15 protein-coding genes and 1 pseudogene are annotated in these 18,012 nt (G+C 48.8%); 13 read left to right on the top strand and 3 right to left on the bottom strand.

All coding sequences use genetic code 11. From position 1 onward, the window contains the following. Window positions 1–57: 57 nt before the first annotated feature. The 9 genes from Pan54_RS00790 to Pan54_RS00745 all read left to right on the top strand — a co-directional run bounded on the left by Pan54_RS00790 (window position 58) and on the right by Pan54_RS00745 (window position 9,435). The gene (locus tag Pan54_RS00790; RefSeq protein ID WP_146501598.1) at window positions 58–1,401 is read left to right on the top strand and encodes a quinol:electron acceptor oxidoreductase subunit ActD; all 1,344 of its coding nucleotides are present in this window, start codon (window positions 58–60) and stop codon (window positions 1,399–1,401) included. 46 nt (window positions 1,402–1,447) lie between these two features. Further along, on the top strand, window positions 1,448–2,671 hold the full coding sequence (locus Pan54_RS00785; RefSeq protein ID WP_146501597.1) for a quinol:cytochrome C oxidoreductase: 1,224 nt from the start codon (window positions 1,448–1,450) through the stop codon (window positions 2,669–2,671). Window positions 2,672–2,820: 149 nt separating this feature from the next. Continuing rightward, window positions 2,821–3,180, top strand: coding sequence for a hypothetical protein (locus Pan54_RS00780; RefSeq protein WP_207310007.1), 360 nt, complete (start codon window positions 2,821–2,823; stop codon window positions 3,178–3,180). A gap of 31 nt (window positions 3,181–3,211) precedes the next feature. Beyond that, window positions 3,212–4,093 (top strand): SCO family protein, encoded by an 882-nt coding sequence (locus Pan54_RS00775; protein ID WP_146501596.1) that lies wholly within the window; start codon window positions 3,212–3,214, stop codon window positions 4,091–4,093. A 155-nt stretch (window positions 4,094–4,248) separates the two neighbouring features. Continuing rightward, the gene (coxB, locus tag Pan54_RS00770) at window positions 4,249–5,238 is read left to right on the top strand and encodes a cytochrome c oxidase subunit II (protein ID WP_146501595.1); all 990 of its coding nucleotides are present in this window, start codon (window positions 4,249–4,251) and stop codon (window positions 5,236–5,238) included. A gap of 59 nt (window positions 5,239–5,297) precedes the next feature. Continuing rightward, entirely contained in the window at window positions 5,298–6,977 is a 1,680-nt protein-coding gene (ctaD, locus tag Pan54_RS00765; RefSeq protein WP_146501594.1) for a cytochrome c oxidase subunit I, read from the top strand. 135 nt (window positions 6,978–7,112) lie between these two features. Further along, window positions 7,113–8,318: a cytochrome c oxidase subunit 3 gene (locus tag Pan54_RS26175; protein WP_242631179.1), complete on the top strand. Its 1,206-nt coding sequence runs from the start codon at window positions 7,113–7,115 to the stop codon at window positions 8,316–8,318. A gap of 73 nt (window positions 8,319–8,391) precedes the next feature. Beyond that, window positions 8,392–8,751, top strand: a complete 360-nt coding sequence (locus Pan54_RS00750) for a cytochrome C oxidase subunit IV family protein (RefSeq protein ID WP_146501593.1) — start codon at window positions 8,392–8,394, stop codon at window positions 8,749–8,751. Between the two features lie 75 nt (window positions 8,752–8,826). Further along, window positions 8,827–9,435 (top strand): cytochrome c oxidase subunit 3, encoded by a 609-nt coding sequence (locus Pan54_RS00745; RefSeq protein WP_146501592.1) that lies wholly within the window; start codon window positions 8,827–8,829, stop codon window positions 9,433–9,435. On the opposite strand, the gene Pan54_RS00740 is transcribed toward Pan54_RS00745, so the two are convergent. Continuing rightward, complete coding sequence (locus Pan54_RS00740; protein ID WP_146501591.1) at window positions 9,421–9,927, bottom strand: ATP-dependent zinc protease family protein; 507 nt, start codon at window positions 9,925–9,927, stop codon at window positions 9,421–9,423. The genes Pan54_RS00745 and Pan54_RS00740 overlap by 15 nt on opposite strands. A gap of 230 nt (window positions 9,928–10,157) precedes the next feature. Between Pan54_RS00740 and Pan54_RS00735 the strand changes: the two genes are divergently transcribed. Continuing rightward, window positions 10,158–12,173 (top strand): PDZ domain-containing protein, encoded by a 2,016-nt coding sequence (locus Pan54_RS00735; RefSeq protein WP_146501590.1) that lies wholly within the window; start codon window positions 10,158–10,160, stop codon window positions 12,171–12,173. Between the two features lie 79 nt (window positions 12,174–12,252). Further along, window positions 12,253–13,056, top strand: a complete 804-nt coding sequence (locus tag Pan54_RS00730) for an undecaprenyl-diphosphate phosphatase (RefSeq protein WP_146501589.1) — start codon at window positions 12,253–12,255, stop codon at window positions 13,054–13,056. Between the two features lie 165 nt (window positions 13,057–13,221). On the opposite strand, the pseudogene Pan54_RS00725 reads toward Pan54_RS00730, so the two are convergent. Further along, a pseudogene (locus Pan54_RS00725) lies at window positions 13,222–14,511 on the bottom strand (sodium:solute symporter); the annotation flags it as partial. A gap of 96 nt (window positions 14,512–14,607) precedes the next feature. Between Pan54_RS00725 and Pan54_RS00720 the strand changes: the two are divergent. Continuing rightward, complete coding sequence (locus Pan54_RS00720; protein ID WP_146501587.1) at window positions 14,608–16,029, top strand: IS1380 family transposase; 1,422 nt, start codon at window positions 14,608–14,610, stop codon at window positions 16,027–16,029. 620 nt (window positions 16,030–16,649) lie between these two features. On the opposite strand, the gene Pan54_RS00715 is transcribed toward Pan54_RS00720, so the two are convergent. Then, window positions 16,650–16,895: a hypothetical protein gene (locus tag Pan54_RS00715; RefSeq protein ID WP_146501586.1), complete on the bottom strand. Its 246-nt coding sequence runs from the start codon at window positions 16,893–16,895 to the stop codon at window positions 16,650–16,652. Between the two features lie 641 nt (window positions 16,896–17,536). On the opposite strand from Pan54_RS00715, the gene Pan54_RS00710 reads away from it, so the two are divergent. Next, on the top strand, window positions 17,537–17,956 hold the full coding sequence (locus Pan54_RS00710) for a hypothetical protein (RefSeq protein ID WP_146501585.1): 420 nt from the start codon (window positions 17,537–17,539) through the stop codon (window positions 17,954–17,956). Window positions 17,957–18,012: the final 56 nt, after the last annotated feature.

Here is an 18,012-nt window from a genome sequence, read left to right as displayed (position 1 = left end):
AATAAATCGATTTGAGACGAGTTCCCAAAGAGCTTGCTCACCGACGAAGAGGTCTTTATGACAACGGCCGTTGAAGAACATCCTAAAGTAGTGGCACCTGCGCCAGAGCCCTCTCTGGCGGGTTATGTCGCTCAATTTGCCGACGTACCGTCGTTGCTGAATGCTGCTGAAAAAACACGCGACGCGGGGTTCAAATCTTTTGATTGTTATGTCCCGTTTCCAGTGCACGGTATCGACGAGGCGATGGGCATCAAGCCTTCTCGCCTGCCGTTCATCGTGCTGGGCTGTGCCTTCGCCGGGGCGACCACCGCGATGGCTTTGCAGTATTTAACCAACGCATTCGACTACCAGTACATCATCAGCGGCAAGCCAATGTTCAGCATTCCGGCTGATATGCCGGTGACATTTGAACTTTCGGTTCTGTTTTCTGCCTTTGGTGCTTTGCTCGGCATGTTGGCATTGAACAACCTGCCTAAGTTTTACAACAGAATTTTCTTTGTCGATCCTTTCCAGAAAGTAACGACCGATGGCTTCTTTCTTGGTATCGAATGTGAAGATCCCAAGTTTCACAAAGAGGATACGGCTCAGTTTTTAAAGGCTCTCAATCCAGTCAGAGTCGACGAATGTATCGATCCCAATGCAAGCACTGCCTTACCGAAGCTTCTGGCTCCTCTGGCAATTTTTCTGCTGATCGTTGGTTTAATTCCTCTCGTGTTGCTGGCACGCATAAGAGCGATGCCCAAAGATGTTCCTCGCGTGGAAATCCTGACCGACATGGATTTTCAACCGAAGTTAAAATCACAACGCACCTCAAAGATGTTTACAGATGGTCGCGGGATGCGGCCCATTATTGCTGGCACTCTGGCCCGGGGCGACTTTTACGAAGATATTCCACTGAGCGAAGGTCTCGAAGCAGACGCGTCAGCTGAGATTGATCATTCCCTGTTGCTTCCTAATGCAAAAAATCCAGACGGCACAACTGTCAAACTGGGCGACTTTGCCTGGGTGACTGAAATTCCACTCGATGTTAATGAAGAACTGATGGCTCGCGGAGAAGCCCGCTACAACATTTACTGTTCTGTCTGCCACGGCAAAACCGGTAAAGGAGATGGCCTGGTCTCTCAACGGGCAATGGCTCTGCAGAAGGGGACTCCCGGAATTGGAACTTGGATCAAGCCTATCACACTTTACGATCAACCAATTCGCGACCAAGCCGTCGGGCAGATTTTCAACACCATTACTCATGGTGTTCGCAAGATGCCCGGTTACGCATCTCAAATTCCCGTAGAAGATCGCTGGGCTATTGTTTTGTATGTGCGGGCACTACAAAAAGCAGGTTCCGCAACACTCGATCAACTACCTGAAGAAGAACAGAAACGGCTTCAGGCAGACGTTCAATAATATTTTCCGATTTCATCGAGACACTTTTTCGATACGACTAAGCATCATGGCACACCACGGACAAACCATTCCTGTTGAAAATCCGGGAACTCTCGAACAGAACGTCGGGCAACTCGGCCTTTTCGCAATGTATGCCGGCGCGATCGGCTTGCTGATTGCCGGGCTGATTGCGGTCACGTCCAACAACTGGGAACGTTTTCAATTCAGCTATCTACATAACTTATGCTTCGCACTGAGTATCGCACTCGGGGCATTGTTCTTCATCCTGATTCAGCACCTGACTCGGGCGGGATGGAGTACTGTCGTGCGTCGACTGGCTGAGATGATGACCAATGGAATTGTTCCCCTGGCGGTGCTGTTTGTGCCAATCGTTTTCTTACTGCTCAATGGCAGCGACGTGTTGTTTTTATGGAATAACAAAGAGCTCGCTGCGACTGACCCGCTTCTGATTCATAAGCAAATCTATCTCAACCCGATGTGGTTTACTATTCGGGCCATCGTTTATTTTGCGTTCTGGATTCTTTGCTCCCGTTATTATCTGATGACCTCGGCCAAACAGGATGAAACTGGCGATCCTCAATTGAGTTTGAGAATGGAACGCTACAGTGCAGTCTCCTTGATTCTGTTCGCACTCTCCATCACTTTTGCATCGGTCGACTGGATCATGTCACTCGATCCACGCTGGTTCAGCACGATTATCGGTGTCTACTATTTTGCGAATGCCAACGTGGCCTTCTATGCAACACTGGCAATTGTCGTTCATTTTGCAAACAGTAAGGGCATGTTGAACGAAACCGTGAATGCCGAACATCGACACGATATCGGCAAATTATTGTTCGGTTTCAACTGTTTCTGGGCCTACATTGCCTTTTCACAATATTTGCTCTACTGGTATGCCAACATTCCTGAAGAGACAGTTTGGTATATGCGACGTCAGGAAAACGGTTGGGAAATGGTCTCTTTGATTCTCATCATTGGGCATTTTGCGATCCCATTTCTGGGATTGATGTCTCGAACGGTGAAGCGAAATCCTTCTCAGTTGTTCTGCTGGGCAGTTTATCTGCTGGTAATGTGCTGGATTGATCTTTACTGGCTTATCATTCCTGAAGTTTCTCCTGGTTCCCCAGCTCCTGGACTGATTGATTTGGGATGCCTGGTTGGCATTGGTGGTTTCTTTGTCTTTGGTACCGTCAAACTCTCTGAGCAATTTACGGTACTGGCTGTCAAAGATCCTCGTCTGCAGGAATCACTGGCTTTCCATAACATTTGATTTGAAGCTCTGAGTGCGGCGAATCGACGCGATTCACCAGAGTTACTCTAGCGGTTTTACCAGTAAGCGGAATAATGGAACTGGGCAAACATAATTTGCCAATAAAATTAAGCTTGAACAGAGCACTACATACTCCGACGGATTGAATCATGGCACGTTACGACGATTTATATACCGGAACCATCACACTGGTGGGGATTATCTCCGCAGTGATCACTTTTGTGATTATTGTTGCGGCTCAGGTGTTGTACTATCAGTTCCAGACGATTGAACATCAACGCAAAAACATCGATGCTCCGCTGGCACTTACGGATGCTGCCGTGAGGGTTCAAAATGAAGAGTTAAACAGTTTTTCCTGGGTCGACCAGGAAAAAGGTCTGGTTTCGATCCCAATCGAAGATGCGAAAAAACAAGTTCTTCAGGAATTGACTCATCAAACAAAAGAGCAACCTGCTGAAACACCTGCACCAAGAACGACTCCTGAACCAGTCCCATCCACAGAATCCTAATAGAAGAAAATATCCAGCTGAGTTGATTGTCATGAATGTTACCTCCTGCTTTTTGTATTCGTGTTTGATGGGCGTGGTTTTAGCTGCGACTCAGTCATCCTGCACGGCTGCAGATCCCCGGGATGCATTCATGCCAGCGGCTTTGACAGAGATCAAACTCGTCGAACACCTCAACGAAACGCTTCCTCTAGAATTGCAATTTACTGACGACTCCGGCCGGGCGATCCGACTGCAGGATTGTTTCTCCGATGATGTTCCTGTCATTCTCTCACTGAATTATTCGAATTGTCCCATGCTCTGCGTTTTGCAGTTGAATGGATTGGTTGAATCTTTGCGAGAGATCGATCTGGTTGCCGGCAAGGACTTTCACATCATATCGGTCAGTTTGGATCCCCAGGAAACTGCAGAACAGGCGCGAGCAACGAAGCAAAAATATCTGGAGTCATACGGCAAAGCAGCCGAGGCGGAGGGCTGGTATTTTCTGACGGGGCCTGAAAACTCCATCAGTCAATTGGCAGAAGCGGTCGGTATTGAATACGTATATCTTCCCGAAAAACGCCAATATTCGCATCCTGCTGTATTCTGCATTGCCACTCCGGATGGTCGACTTTCACGCTATCACTACGGAGTGGAATTTCCACCTCAAACTGTGCGACTCTCTCTGGTTGAAGCCAGTGAGGGGAAAATTGGAACAACATTCGATCATTTTCTACTGATCTGTTTTCATTATGATGCCACTGAAGGACGTTACGCTCCGACAGCTCGCAACATCATGAAAATTGGTGGTGCGATGGCGATTCTGGTTCTGGGACTAATTTTCTGGACCTGTCATCGATTTCGCCGTAAGTTGGAAAATGTCGATCCCGATCACATTCCCGGTCATGGTCAAACTTCGATCATTCCGGGGACATAATGACCCTAATTATCACATTAAGAGCATATTACAAATTAAATTGCGGCGATCTGCGGGTGCCAACTCATCCCGATCATTAATTTGAACGTCCGTGCGACCGCAAGTGGTAGAGCAAAGTGCTCTAGTCATTGCCGTTTTCAACCCAGGCATTACCTATGACTCAGTTTTGGAACTCAATCAATCCCTTTCCAGGACAACACTCGACATTCGCTTCGAATGTCGATGCGATCTTCTATTTCACTTTCTGGTTGTCTGCATTCTTTTTTGTAGCGATTGTTGGCTTCATGATTTACTTCGTGGTCAAATATCGCCGGATTGAAGGGCAGGAGCCTGAGACCAGCCCATCACACAATACGACAATTGAAGTGGCCTGGTCGGTCATCCCCGGATTTCTGGTTCTGGGGATTTTCTGGTGGGGGTTCACCGGCTATGTCGATATGCGTAGTCCACCCTCAGAGGCTTATGAAGTCAATGTCATCGCTTCGATGTGGCAATGGCAGTTCAAATATCCGACAGGGGCAATTGCCAAAGAACTTCATATTCCGGTCAAAACTCCGGTCAAACTCATCATGCAGTCCAAAGATGTGTTGCATAGTTTGTACATTCCCTCTTTTCGGACCAAACAGGATGTTGTTCCCGGACGATATTCGGGCATGTGGTTTGAGGCGACAGATGTCGGCGTCTACAACTTGTTCTGTGCCGAATATTGTGGGCAGAAACACTCAGATATGATCACAAAAGTCGTAGTTCATCCAGTGACTGCAGAAGATGCAACGGACGAAGTTAAAGAGACGTTTGACGCTTGGATGGAAGTCGCTGCAGACCCACTTAAAGGTCCCGGTGGAGTGGTCATTCCGTTGGAAGAGGCTGGTAAAAATATTGTCGAAATCTTCCAGTGTGCTCAATGTCACTCGATTGATGGTTCCAAGAAAGTTGGGCCTTCGTTTAAAGGAAACTTTGGCAAAGAAGTCGAAATTGCTGGGCAGGGTAAAGTGTTGATGGACGAAAACTACATTCGTGAATCGATCCTGGAGCCGACTGCAAAAATTCGTCTTGGTTATGAACCAAAAATGCCAAGCTTCAAAGGCCAGATGAAAGACGAATGGATCGACGCTGTCATCGCCTATATCAAGTCCATTCAGTAAACTGATGTGACTCAAATTCAAATTTGAAATTCAATTTTTATAGATTAAGGAGCAAGAGCATGGCTACTGACGTTATGCCCGCTCATTCCGAAACCAGTCGTCCAGAAGACAATTACCTGACCGCAAGTAAAGGGATTATGTCTTGGCTCGTTACGCTCGATCACAAGCGGATCGGCGTGATGTATTTGATCGGTACAATGACCGCAATGTTTCTGGGAGGTTTCCTGGCACTGCTGTTACGGGCAGAGCACATTTCCGGTACACCAACCTTTTTCACTCACGATCAATACAATCAGCTGTTCACACTGCACGGCGCGATCATGGTGTTTCTGTTCATCATCCCAAGTATCCCTGCTGCATTAGGGAACTTCATTCTTCCGGTTATGCTCGGTGCGAAAGATGTTGCCTTCCCTAGGATGAACCTTTGCAGTTTTTATCTGTGGGTCATCGGGGCCATCTTCTTTATCTGCGCACTGTTAACGACGGGCCTGGACACTGGTTGGACGTTCTACACTCCCTATTCAACAAATACATCCCAGACGAATGTCGTTCTGGCTACATTCGGAGCATTCATTCTTGGATTCAGTTCGATCTTCACAGGTTTGAATTTCATTGTCACTATTCACACAATGCGACCACCGGGAATGACCTGGTTCCGAATGCCGTTGTTCCTGTGGTCACTGTATGCAACCGCCATCATTCAAGTGCTGGCAACTCCCGTGCTCGGTATTACTTTGCTACTGCTGGCAGCCGAGCGGATGTTTGGTTTGGGGATTTTCGATCCGAAACTGGGTGGCGACCCGGTGCTTTATCAGCACTTTTTCTGGTTCTATTCTCACCCGGCTGTTTACATCATGATTCTGCCTGCGATGGGGATCATCAGCGAACTGATTTCAACATTCAGTCGCAAGCCAATTTTTGGATATCGGTTCATCGCTTTCAGTAGTATGGCGATCGCTCTGCTTGGTTTCCTCGTCTGGGGACACCATATGTTTACGAGTGGGCAATCGGAGATGGTGACGATCATCTTCTCCGTGTTGACGTTCAGCGTTTCGATTCCTTCTGCGATTAAAGTGTTCAACTGGCTGGCCACGATGTACAAGGGTTCGATCGTTCTGGCGACTCCCATGTGCTATGCACTCTCCTTCCTGTTTCTGTTTACAATTGGTGGATTAACAGGTCTGTTCCTGGGAGCCTTGGCAACCGACATCCACTTGCACGATACTTATTTCGTGGTGGCTCACTTCCACTATGTGATGATGGGTGGAACATTAGTAGCATTCATCGGTGGATTGTTCTACTGGTGGCCGAAAATGACGGGTCGCATGTACAACGAATTTTGGGGCCAGATTTCCAGTCTGATCGTTTTCGTTGCCTTCAACCTAACGTTCTTCCCGCAATTCGTGATGGGTTCTCGCGGGATGCCTCGACGCTATTATAACTACCTCCCTGAGTTTCAAGTTTATCACGTGCTCTCCACAATCGGAGCCTTCCTGCTCGGATTTGGATTATTGCTGGCAGCAATTGTTTTGATCGTCTCTCTGTTCAAAGGGAAGAAAGCTCCAGCTAACCCATGGGGAGCAGCGACTCTCGAATGGCAGTGCGGTTCTCCACCACCTCTGGCGAACTTTGAAAAAACTCCGACGGTAGGAAACCCTTATGATATGAATTCCGTTGTCTGGGATCCGGACACCGAAAGTTTCATTCGTCGAGGCGATGTTCCTCCCGTGACAGATTAATCAACATAATAACTTAGTTATGTTGCACAGCAGAGATTGATATTGATATTGAATAGCTGTCTGTTTTTTTAATAGTTGATTAAACAGTAGCCATACAATTTACTCCGATTACGATTCGACAGAAAAGGTTAGCCAATGGCGACAGCCGTGGAACCGCATGAATCCCATGAAGACAGTCATGACGACTGGCATCATCAACCATTCAGTGCCCATCATTTTGATAACGCCGAGCAACAGTTTGACTCGGGCAAGCTGGGTATGTGGCTGTTTCTGGTCACCGAAATCCTGTTTTTCAGCGGGTTATTCTGTGCCTACGCCGTCTACCGGTCGACTCATCCCGAAGTCTTCATCTATGCGTCTCAGTTTCTCGACAAATACCTCGGGGGCATGAACACCATTGTGCTGATCTTCAGTAGCTTGACGATGGCCTGGGCTGTTCGTTGTGCTCAACTGGGACAACGAACGGGACTGGTCACTCTGCTGGGTGTGACTCTGTTTTGTGCGGCTCTATTCCTGGGTGTCAAAACCTTTGAGTACACCGAGAAAGCCCATAAGCGACTGCTCTGGTCGGGAGCCTTCGTAAAAGCGACTGATATCGGTAAACAGTCGCAGGTGTTTGAAGTTGGAAAACCACTTCCTAAAGCTGAGTTCGAAGATCGTGTGATGGCTTCGCTGGATACAATCAAGAAGTTCTGGTGGTTCGCATGTGTCATTCCGCTGGTTTTGATAGGAATCGGTTATGGATCTGGTTCGCGTCCCTGGAGGACGACCGGTTTTGCCGGATTGATTTCGATCTTTGGGATCTTAGCAGGAATCTGGATCAGTATCGAAATCCATCATGCCCAACATGCCGGCGATCATGCTGATGGTCACGGAGATTCCCATGCGGTTGCTGAGCATGAAGGCGAACACGCAGAAGATGATCACGGCGAGCATGACCATGCACAAACTGCTGAAGAGAAAGAAGCGGCCGAAATTGATGCCGAAGCTCTGGCAATTCAGGAGAAAATAGGAATTGAAGCGTCTGAAGCTCCTGACATGATTCTTGGTGAAATGAACAATGCCATACCTGCGATCTCCACTCCCGTGGTTACAAATTCACAAGCGGATGCTCCACGGAATGCCAACATATTCTTCAGTATTTATTACTTCATGACCGGTCTGCATGCCTTCCACATTATCTGCGGCATGATTGCGATCACTTGGCTGATGGTCCGATCGGTTGAAAACCATTTCCGGCCCGATTACTTCGGACCAGTCGATTTCGTCGGCTTGTATTGGCACATTGTCGACCTGATTTGGATTTATCTGTTCCCACTCCTGTATTTGATTGGTCACTGATCCTGTTTCGATTTCTTTTGTCGAGTGATTCGGTTTCCCATATTATATAACGTTGTAGTTGAGAGTTGAGACTATGTCTGACCATCATGAAGATCACAATCATGGCTTCTCCCATGTCATGTCTCCAGGAATTCTGCTGGGTACGTTTGGAGTTCTGATTGTGATGACAATCGTGACGGTGCTCCTGGCGGGTAGCCCACTCATTCCCAAGGGATTTGACGTGCACGTTGCACTGACAATTGCCACAGTCAAGGCGGCTTTCGTGATGCTGTTCTTCATGCATATGATTTACGATAAGCCATTGAATACCATCTTTTTTCTGTTCTCGATTGTCTTCGTCTCCCTGTTCCTGGGTTTTGCAATGACAGATACCGATCAGTATCAGCACAGAATTGATGAATACAATTACAGCGAAGTTGAAGAGACCCCGTAACATCGGGACATTTCAACTTGTTCAAACTCAGTAGGTCAGGAATCACCTGGCCTACATTCTGTTTACGGTTGAGCCATGTCGAAGCCGTCACCTTCTCTCGTGAAAACACGGGTGTATCCCGAATTTGCAAAGACGAGTTTTCTCGTTTATGGTCTGATTGTTTCGATTGCGATTTTCTTTGTCGGAGCGATCGTCGCTTATCTGGGACGGTTTGTTTTCTCTTCTCATCCGATTACTCCAGTCGTTATTCCACCAATATTGTGGATCAACACACTCTTACTGTTAATCGGAAGCCATCTGTTGTTTCGAGGATACAGAGCCGTCCGCAGAGAGCAGCTTCAGAAATTTCGCCGCTATTTGAGTGCCTCGCTGACGATCGCCTGCATTTTCTGTGTGCTGCAATCGATTGGCATGTATGAATTACTCGAACAGCATTGGCAGCAATCGTCTCGAACTTCAGGTTCCGTGGCAGCGGTATTACTGATGGTTTTCCTGCATGTTGCGCATTTTTTTGCCGGCTTGCTCGGATTAGCTTTCGTTACCTATCAGGCATTCCAGGGGCGCTATGATCATGAGTATCATAATGGCGTTCGTCTTGCAGCGATTTACTGGCGATTTCTGGATGTGATCTGGTTATTGCTGTTGTGGCTGTTTTACAGCACTGGAACGTCACTCCTCTTCTGAAGAATGGCGACGTTTCTTGATGGTCACTTTCTTCCTGCTGGACTTCTTACGAAGTTTCTTTTTGGGTTCGAACTTTTCTGTCAACAGATAGACATCATTGGAGCTAACCACAAAATCGTTCCCCAACGCAGTACGGCCAATCAACATGCGGCATTGCATACGCTTCCGGCAAACGAGGGTTACATCGACATTTTTTTCGACCGGACCAATTCGCAGAGTTGTTTCCACAACGACCCGCTCCGTGATATGGCCGTTGCTCGATTTGACCTGCGTGTGCCGTTTGATTTTCATTCGCACCGGCTTGGACAGGCTGCGATCGGTTCGCGATAAAGCCACATCGAAGGAGACGTAGTCGTCCTCTTCAATTTTCAGATTCTTCACATCGACTGCTGAGGAGCGGGCACCCGTATCCGATTTGGCTTCGATACCCTGCACGCCCCAGTCTGGCAAATCGATCCGTTCCCGCCAGCCAATTGTTAGTCGTTCATTCATCGATCAATTTCTCTCCCAGTTTGACCAGTCAAAATGATATCTGACCTGCAACTGACGACTCTATTGTAAACATCAGGCTTACATTCGGAAACCAGTCGAGCCCTTTAAAACCTCTTGTACTTGACTTCCCAGCCTAGTGTTAAGGACACTGGAGAGGATACATTCTCCTAATTGAGTAAAGAGTTCGTGAGAATGACATTCAATTCTGACTTCAGCGGATAATTTACATCATGTATTCTTTACCACCCAGCGGTGTCAAAAATATGAGCAAAACAGGTATCAGCGAGGCGAAAACTCTCCGAAAATCACTTGTGACAGTATGCGGAATTCTGTGCCTGATCCTTATTCTCAATTCTCCAATCTGGGCTGCGCCGTTTCCGGGTGAGAATGCCGAATCAATCATTACTCAGGCGATGTTGCAGGCGAGTCCGAGTCTGGTGCGAATTGAAACAGTTGGTGGAGCCGATGTTGTCGATGATGTGTTGACTGGAACAGGACCAACAACCGGCGTCATTGTATCAGAAGATGGTTACATTATTACGAGTTCCTTCAATTTTGCTTCAAATCCTGCGACGGTCTTAGTCACACTTCCTGAGACCGATAATCGCCTCCCTGCTCAAATCGTCGCACGCGATGAAGTTCGCAAAACGACATTACTGAAAATCGAGGCGACGGGATTAATCCCGGCCGTGGCGGTGCCTGTTCAGGAAATTAAAGTGGGGCAATGGGTTCTGGCCTTGGGGCGAACATACGATGCTCGTCGCCCGAATGTTTCGCTGGGACTGGTCAGTGCATTGGGGCGAGTTGAAGGGAAGGCGATTCAAACCGACGCTAAAGTTTCTCCTGCAAATTATGGTGGACCTTTAACAAACCTGAAGGGAGAGGTCTTGGGGATACTCACGCCACTCTCGCCGCAAGGCACAAGCAGTATGGACGGGATGAACTGGTACGATTCCGGAATCGGGTTTGCGATTCCGTTACAGGATATTTTTGCGGTGCTCGATCGTCTCAAAGCAGGAGAGACTTTAAAGCCGGGTTTGATGGGAGTCAGTTTTTCTGCCACCCCGGGCTTCCTGACCGATCCTGTCATTAAAGAAGTCAGGCCAACTTCTCCAGCGGCAGAATCAGGATTAAAAGCTGAAGATCGCGTGCTCACTGCCGAAGGCAAAGAGGTGAAATCGGTCGCCCAGCTCAAGCAGGTTCTCGGACAAAAGTATGCCGGGGATACCATTTCGATGACTGTTTCCCGCGGAGATTCCACTGAAGAAGTCTCGATGGTGCTGGCCGCTGAGTTACAAACATTTGAGCATGGTTTATTGGGGATTTTGCCGAAACGAATTGCGGAAGATGAATCAGGCGTCGCGATTCGATCTGTGCTTGCCGACTCCGCTGCGGAGAAAGCGGGAATTCTGGAGAACGATGTGATCGCCTCGTTGAATGGGGAAGAAATTCAGAACGTCCTTGAACTCTCGATGAAACTTTCCGTTAAACCTGCGGGGGAGGAAGTCACGCTGGGCTTGCTTCGCGAGGGAGAAACTAAACTTCTGAAAGTGACATTATCTTCTGCCATCGAAACCATCCCTGTGGAAGTTCCTTTACCTTTTGCGGGAAGTGAGCCGAATCAGGCATTGAAGTTGAAAGAGAGTGGCGAACTGAAAAATACAATTTCAGAGACCAGTCTGGATTATGAGATTTATCTGCCTGAAGATTATCAGACGGATCGGCGTTACGGTTTGATTCTCTGGATGTCGAGTCAGGGGGATCAACTTCCTGCTGGAGACCTGGCGCAATGGAAACGCATCTGTCGAACTCGAGGGTTTCTCCTGGTTCGCCCACTGACAGAACCGGGAGTTGCCTGGACTGCAGCCGACACGCTGGCGTTGGAATCCTGTCTGGATGATGTCGAGCAGAAATATTCAGTTGATCGAGATACGACAGCGCTGTTTATTACGGGAAATCAACCAGAGTTTTTGATAGAGTTTGCCACCACTCACCGTAGTCGAATTCACGGGAACGTTATTCAATCGATTCCTCGACAATTCGATCTTCCATTCAACGAACCGGGCCAACGATTCCGTTTCGCCCTGTTGTATACCGTAGATCTTACTGATGAGATTCAAAGCAAATTGAAAGAATTTGTAAAAAGTCATGGTCTTCCGGTCTGGATTTCTCAAGTACAATCGCCACCGACTCAAGAAGAGTTTGATGACATCGCGACATGGTTTGACTTGCTGGGCACACTTTAAATAATACAGATACAAGCACGAAGCGCAAGCGAGTGTGTCAAGTTGACTCACGATTCAAGTTCAGGGAAGAAATGTTTGAATGGATATCGATCAGTGGTTTCAAGTGTTTTTGCTGGGCATTGTCCAGGGCATAGCCGAGTTTCTTCCGATCAGTTCATCAGGTCATCTGGTGATCGTCAATGAATTTCTTCCTGGCGAAGCGGCAGGGGGAGCAGATGACCTGGCACTCAATATCGCATTACATTTGGGGACACTCGGATCGATTTTGGTCGTTTACCGAAAAGACCTCATCCACATCCTTCGTGATTTCCAGATGCTGATTTCCATTGTCGTGGCGACGATTCCCATTGTGATTGTCGGCTTCACATTGAAAGATTACATCGAAGCCGCTTTTGAAACTCCGATGGTGGCTGCCTGTGGCTTGATGGTAACCGCTTTGTTTCTCTGGCTTTGTGACTGGCTGGGGAAAGTTGAATCCGAACCCCTCGATCAACCCCAGACTCCGGACTGGAAACAATCGGTCTTAATCGGTTTATTTCAAGCGATGGCAATCGTGCCTGGGATTTCCCGCTCGGGGAGTACGATTGCTGGTGGTGTGATGGTCGGTGTCTCACGAATTTCTGCGGCTCGGTTTTCATTTCTCATCGCCATTCCCGCCATCTCAGGAGCCACACTTTTGCATGGAATCGATATCGCTCGGGGTGAATCCGGTGCGACTCCGATTGCCGTCTTAGTCGTTGGAGCAATTGTTTCGTTCTTCGTTGGCATTGGAGCGTTGGAAGTCTTGCTGAAAATTGTTCGCAAGAATCGGCTCCGATACTTCGCCATTTACTGCCTGGCTGCTTCGTGGATCACCATCGCGTATTTAGTGATCAAAGGCTGAGTGAACCATTCCATCTGTGATGGTTGCGAAATAAATCCGCTGTAGGTCAAACTATGCCTGACCTACGACTTTATATACAAGCACGAAGCGCAAGCGAGTGAGTAAATGATTCATGTTGACTCACTCGCTTGCGCTTCGTGCTTGTATTCGTTCCAATAAAAATAATCAGTTATTGGAATCTTGAGTGGCAACGAAAAGGCTTGCCAGATACCCAACAGTCACGCAAACCGTGATACCGCTGGCGGTGTAAAGAAAACCGTTGATTTTTGTGAATCGCCAGAGATAAAACATAAAGGCCGTTCCGGCAAAAGCACCCGTCAGAGCTCCAAAGGAATTCGCACGACGAGTCACCGCACCCAGAACGAATAGTCCGCCGAGAACGCCCATGAACAGGCCGATGATTTTGATGAAAGCATCAAACAGCGATTTGATTTCTGGATTAACAAAAATCAGTCCCAGCAATGTTCCCATCACTCCCATCAGAAATGTAATTGTACGTGCTGAAATCAGGTAGCCACGTTCCGTCTTGCAAGCATTAAACGGTCGCATGAAATCGGTCACGATGGTTGTCGCAGTAGAATTCATACTGGTTGAGACGGTCGATTGAGCGGCAGAGAAAATGCCTGCGACGATCAGACCGGCAATACCGATCGGCATTTCGTTTGCAATAAACAGGGGGAAGATCTGATCGGTCGTGATTGTCGGATCAAGTCTTTCCGGATGGGAATGATAGAACGCAAACAGAGCTGTGCCGATTCCGAAAAACAGGACCGTCGCTGGTATCGTCATGATGGCATTTAACCAGATCGATCGAGCAGCCAGTTTTTCCGTGGGCGTTGTCATATATCGCTGAACCACAGCTTGATCAGCAGTATAAGAGGAGACGTTCTGCCCGATCGCTCCAACCACCACAACCCAGAGAGCGATTTGAGCACTGGAGGGATCCCAATAGAAGTTGGCCAGTCGAAACTTATCTGCATCAAAGGCCAGTTGAGCAGATCCACTGAACCCGCCGTCACTCCCGTTAACCATTAGAATGAGTGCAAGCAATGCTCCACCCAACAGAACGACTGTTTGAATAGTATCGGTCCAGATGACCGCCTCGATCCCTCCCATTGTGCAGTAAATAATGCTGAGAACTCCCATCAACAAAACCGACTGTTCCGGAGTCAGCGGTGTGGCAACCGCCAGCGCCAGACCTGTCAAAGACATCACGACAGCCATACGGAAAATGTGGAACAAAGTGAAACTGGCACTGCCAAACAATCGCACGCTACGGTTGAAGCGAATCTCCAGATATTCATAAGCACTGGTGACATCAATCCGCCGGTAAAACGGGAGGGCAATGTAAACGCCGACAAAGGCCACCACGGGGATCATAAAATTCCCAATGGCATAGACCCAGTCTTGTGCGAAGGCTTTGGAAGGAATTCCAGTGAAGGTCAACGAGCTAACCCGGATTTCTCACCCGGGGGTGGAAAAAGGCTGCCTGGTTTGGGATAAGTTGTTTTCTCACAACAGCTTTCACCCCAAACGACAGGCAGCCTTCTCATGACACAGTGTTCCACAAAGTCCCTCACTTTTCAACCCCACCAGCGTCGCGAAGTCGTGGCCAATTTTGATGGTCTGATGATCACCTCCGATGCGGGCGGGCTCTTGCTGCGGGAACTCGATAACAAGCTGAAGTTGACTTCACGGGTCGCTGGTTGTTTTAGCGATCATCGCGATTTCGATTATATTGAGCACTCCGTGCTCGAACTGGTCAGGCAGCGTATTTTTGCGTTAACGCTCGGCTATGAAGACCTCAATGATCATGACCGCCTGCGGGATGATCCATTGCTCGCGCTGCTGGCCGGCAAAGACGATCTGACCGGACAACAGCGAGCGCGGGAACGTGATCGCGGGCATGCTCTGGCCGGCAAAAGCACGCTCAATCGACTCGAGTTGACTCCCCCCGGAGCCAGCCCGGAGAGCCGCTACAAAAAGATCACGGCCAACTGCAGCGACTTCTCACGTTTGTTCGTGGATCTGTTTCTCGACGCTCACCAGAGGCCGCCCGAAGAAATCATTCTCGATTTCGACGCCACCGATGATCCACTGCACGGACATCAACTCGGGCGATTCTTTCACGGTTATTACAAGCAGTACTGCTATCTGCCGCTGTATATTTTCTGTGGCGAGCACCTGCTGTGTGCGCAGCTCCGACCGGCCGATATCGATGCCAGTCTGGGGACAGTGGAACAGTTGCAGCGGATTGTGCCGTTGATTCGCCAGCGCTGGCCGGAGGTGCGAATCGTGATTCGCGGCGACAGCGGATTTTGTCGCGAGCCGATCATGCAGTGGTGCGAAAAGAACGAAGTCCAATACATTTTGGGGCTGGCCAAAAACGAGCGACTCAAGGAAATGATTGAGGCTCAGCGGGTGGCCGCCAAGCTCTTTTTTGACGACACGAAACAAGCCGCTCGCCTGTTCGCTGACCTGCGGTACCGGACGTTGAAAAGTTGGAGTTGCCAGCGGCGGGTTGTCGCCAAGGCCGAGCATCTCTCGAAAGGCGAGAACCCGCGGTTTGTGGTGACGAATCTGACAGAAGACCAGGCCGATGCCCGGACGCTGTATGAAGATCTGTATTGTCAGCGCGGCGAGATGGAAAACCGGATCAAGGAACAGCAGTTGTGTCTGTTCGCCGACCGGACGAGTTGTGCGACCATGCGGGCCAATCAACTGCGGTTGTGGTTTTCTTCGGTGGCCTATGTGCTGCTGGCGGCTCTGCGACGTCACGGCTTACAGGGAACCGATCACGCAAAGGCCCGCTGCGATACGATTCGCGTGAAGCTGCTCAAGATCGGGGCACAGGTGCGGGTGACGTGCCGGAAGGTGTGGCTGTCACTGTCGGAAGCATACCCGTATCGCGAGTTGTTCGGCCAGGTCTGGCAAAACCTGCAAGACCTCCCGCCGCGGCCTGTCCCTGGATGAGCCCAATCGGCTTCGAAAGAGTCCACCACAGCGCCCACCGCGCTCGCGGTACGCGCCGAACTGACAAAAACGGCCTGAAATCCGACCTGGCACCAAAAAAACACCTCTCGACACCCCCTCCACGCTCCCAATCCCCACCCACCAAACCAAATTCCCGCCCCGCAAGCCCCCGGGAGAAGAAATGAGAAACCGGGTGAGAAATGCGGGCTAGGGTGAGGAGGAATCGGTATAATTTTCAATAAGAATGTCGAAGGCTCCCACTCATCCGACCTTCGGCCACCTTCTCTCAGGAGAAGGGAAGAACACCGCTCCCTAAGTAATGAAAACGACTCCCTTGGGAAAAAGTTCACTTGTAACCACCGCGCATGAAAAAACAGTCTCAGCGCTCGGTAAACCATATTGATAATGGTTTAGCCGAGCGCGAGACTACTCCCCCCTCACACTGAAGCCGTAATCGGCTCTCAGTGCTCACTCCATTCTGAATGATTCGGATGACCTGCGATTATGGGGAAAAGCAGAACATTCAGTGGAATCCAGCAGCGACCAAACCATGATGGAAACAGTCCCATCCGGGGGTCGAAGGCTTGGATTGCCCAGAGCGTTGGGGGCAAAAAGATTGCTTATCGTGCGTCGATCCGTTCGCGGACGGCTTTCTGCTCAGCACGATATTCCGCCAGGGCTCGCTCCTGATTAGGAAGCAATTCTTCAGGCCCGTGCGGGAAATATTGTACATCATCACGAAGGTAGAACGCCGAAGGCAGGGTTTGCCCGCCCATTTGCGTCTGGCATCCGGTCAATCCTGATACGGCGATTACGCCCAGGAGGCCGGCACACAAGCTTCGAGAGACATGTGCATGAAATTTCATGAGGAACTCACTCTGCAATTTGCAGTAAAAATAGAGCGATATCGGGACCGTCTAACTACAACTTTCCGGTAACCACTTCGCCGCTCGTTCAGAAATTATTTACTGAAAGCGAAGTGCTTAATGATTGTTATCCCGATGTCATTTCGACTCGCTGGGACAATGTTAATAATCGGTCCTCACAACCGATATCTTTGGAAAAACTGGTCCAATTTAACAAACAGAGTCCGAATTGAATTCCCATCAATCGCAGTTCACAAATAACATGACCCGATGTACACCTTCCGATTAACGCAGAGACGACGGTCGCCAGATCAATGAATTGCTCCCAAAGTTGTTGAAAGTAGAATCCCGCCGCATGTCTATAGGTAAAATTACCCATTTTTTATTTGTAAGACTTATTTCATCTTGTCCAGAACATGAAGAAGTAATATAAAATAAGCTTATATTGTTTGAATATGCTGTGAATCAGGCTCCAGTACTGCATTGCAGCTTAGATTTCGGGTTGGGATCTTTCGAATTCGACGAAAGAGCAGGCACTTTCGTCGAAGCTTGAGATTTTTTAACCTGTATCTTTTATCTTTAGATAGAACGTTCCACCAGATCAGTCAACGAAGACCAGAAATCGAGCGCTCGATATGACTATGGTTTCGACACGACGTCCTTCCGATTTATGCAGTTTGCATCAGGAAGGGGCGCGAGAAGCAGATCGCTACAAATGGATTGAAAGCGAAAAGCGTGGTCACGATATTGGCTGGAATGCCGTGCACGACTGGTATCGTAAATACTGGTTAAGATATTGCCGTGAAAAGCGTATTGAGCATGTGATGGGACAGCGACGCTGGGAAGAATTCTCAGACACCCCCTCTTCTTATATCCTTGAACTGATCCAATCGAACGACCTTCTGTTTGAGCGGGTTCTGGATCGCTTGATCTGCGACTGGGAAAATCTCGATATCATCACCTGGGGAATTTCCTGGGGAATTTGCACCGAACGGATCATCTCGATTCTTGAAGAGCTCGATATCAATTCTGCTCGTTTGGATCCTCCGATTGCTAACTGAGTGATCGACAAGAGACAAACTACCGGGAGAACACAACCGCTCTCGCGTGATTCCGT

Source organism: Rubinisphaera italica (genome assembly GCF_007859715.1).
In the GTDB taxonomy this organism is placed as follows: Bacteria; Planctomycetota; Planctomycetia; order Planctomycetales; family Planctomycetaceae; genus Rubinisphaera; species Rubinisphaera italica.
The sequence above is the reverse complement of the archived record's forward strand: the minus strand, read 5'-3'. Positions and strand labels throughout refer to the sequence as shown.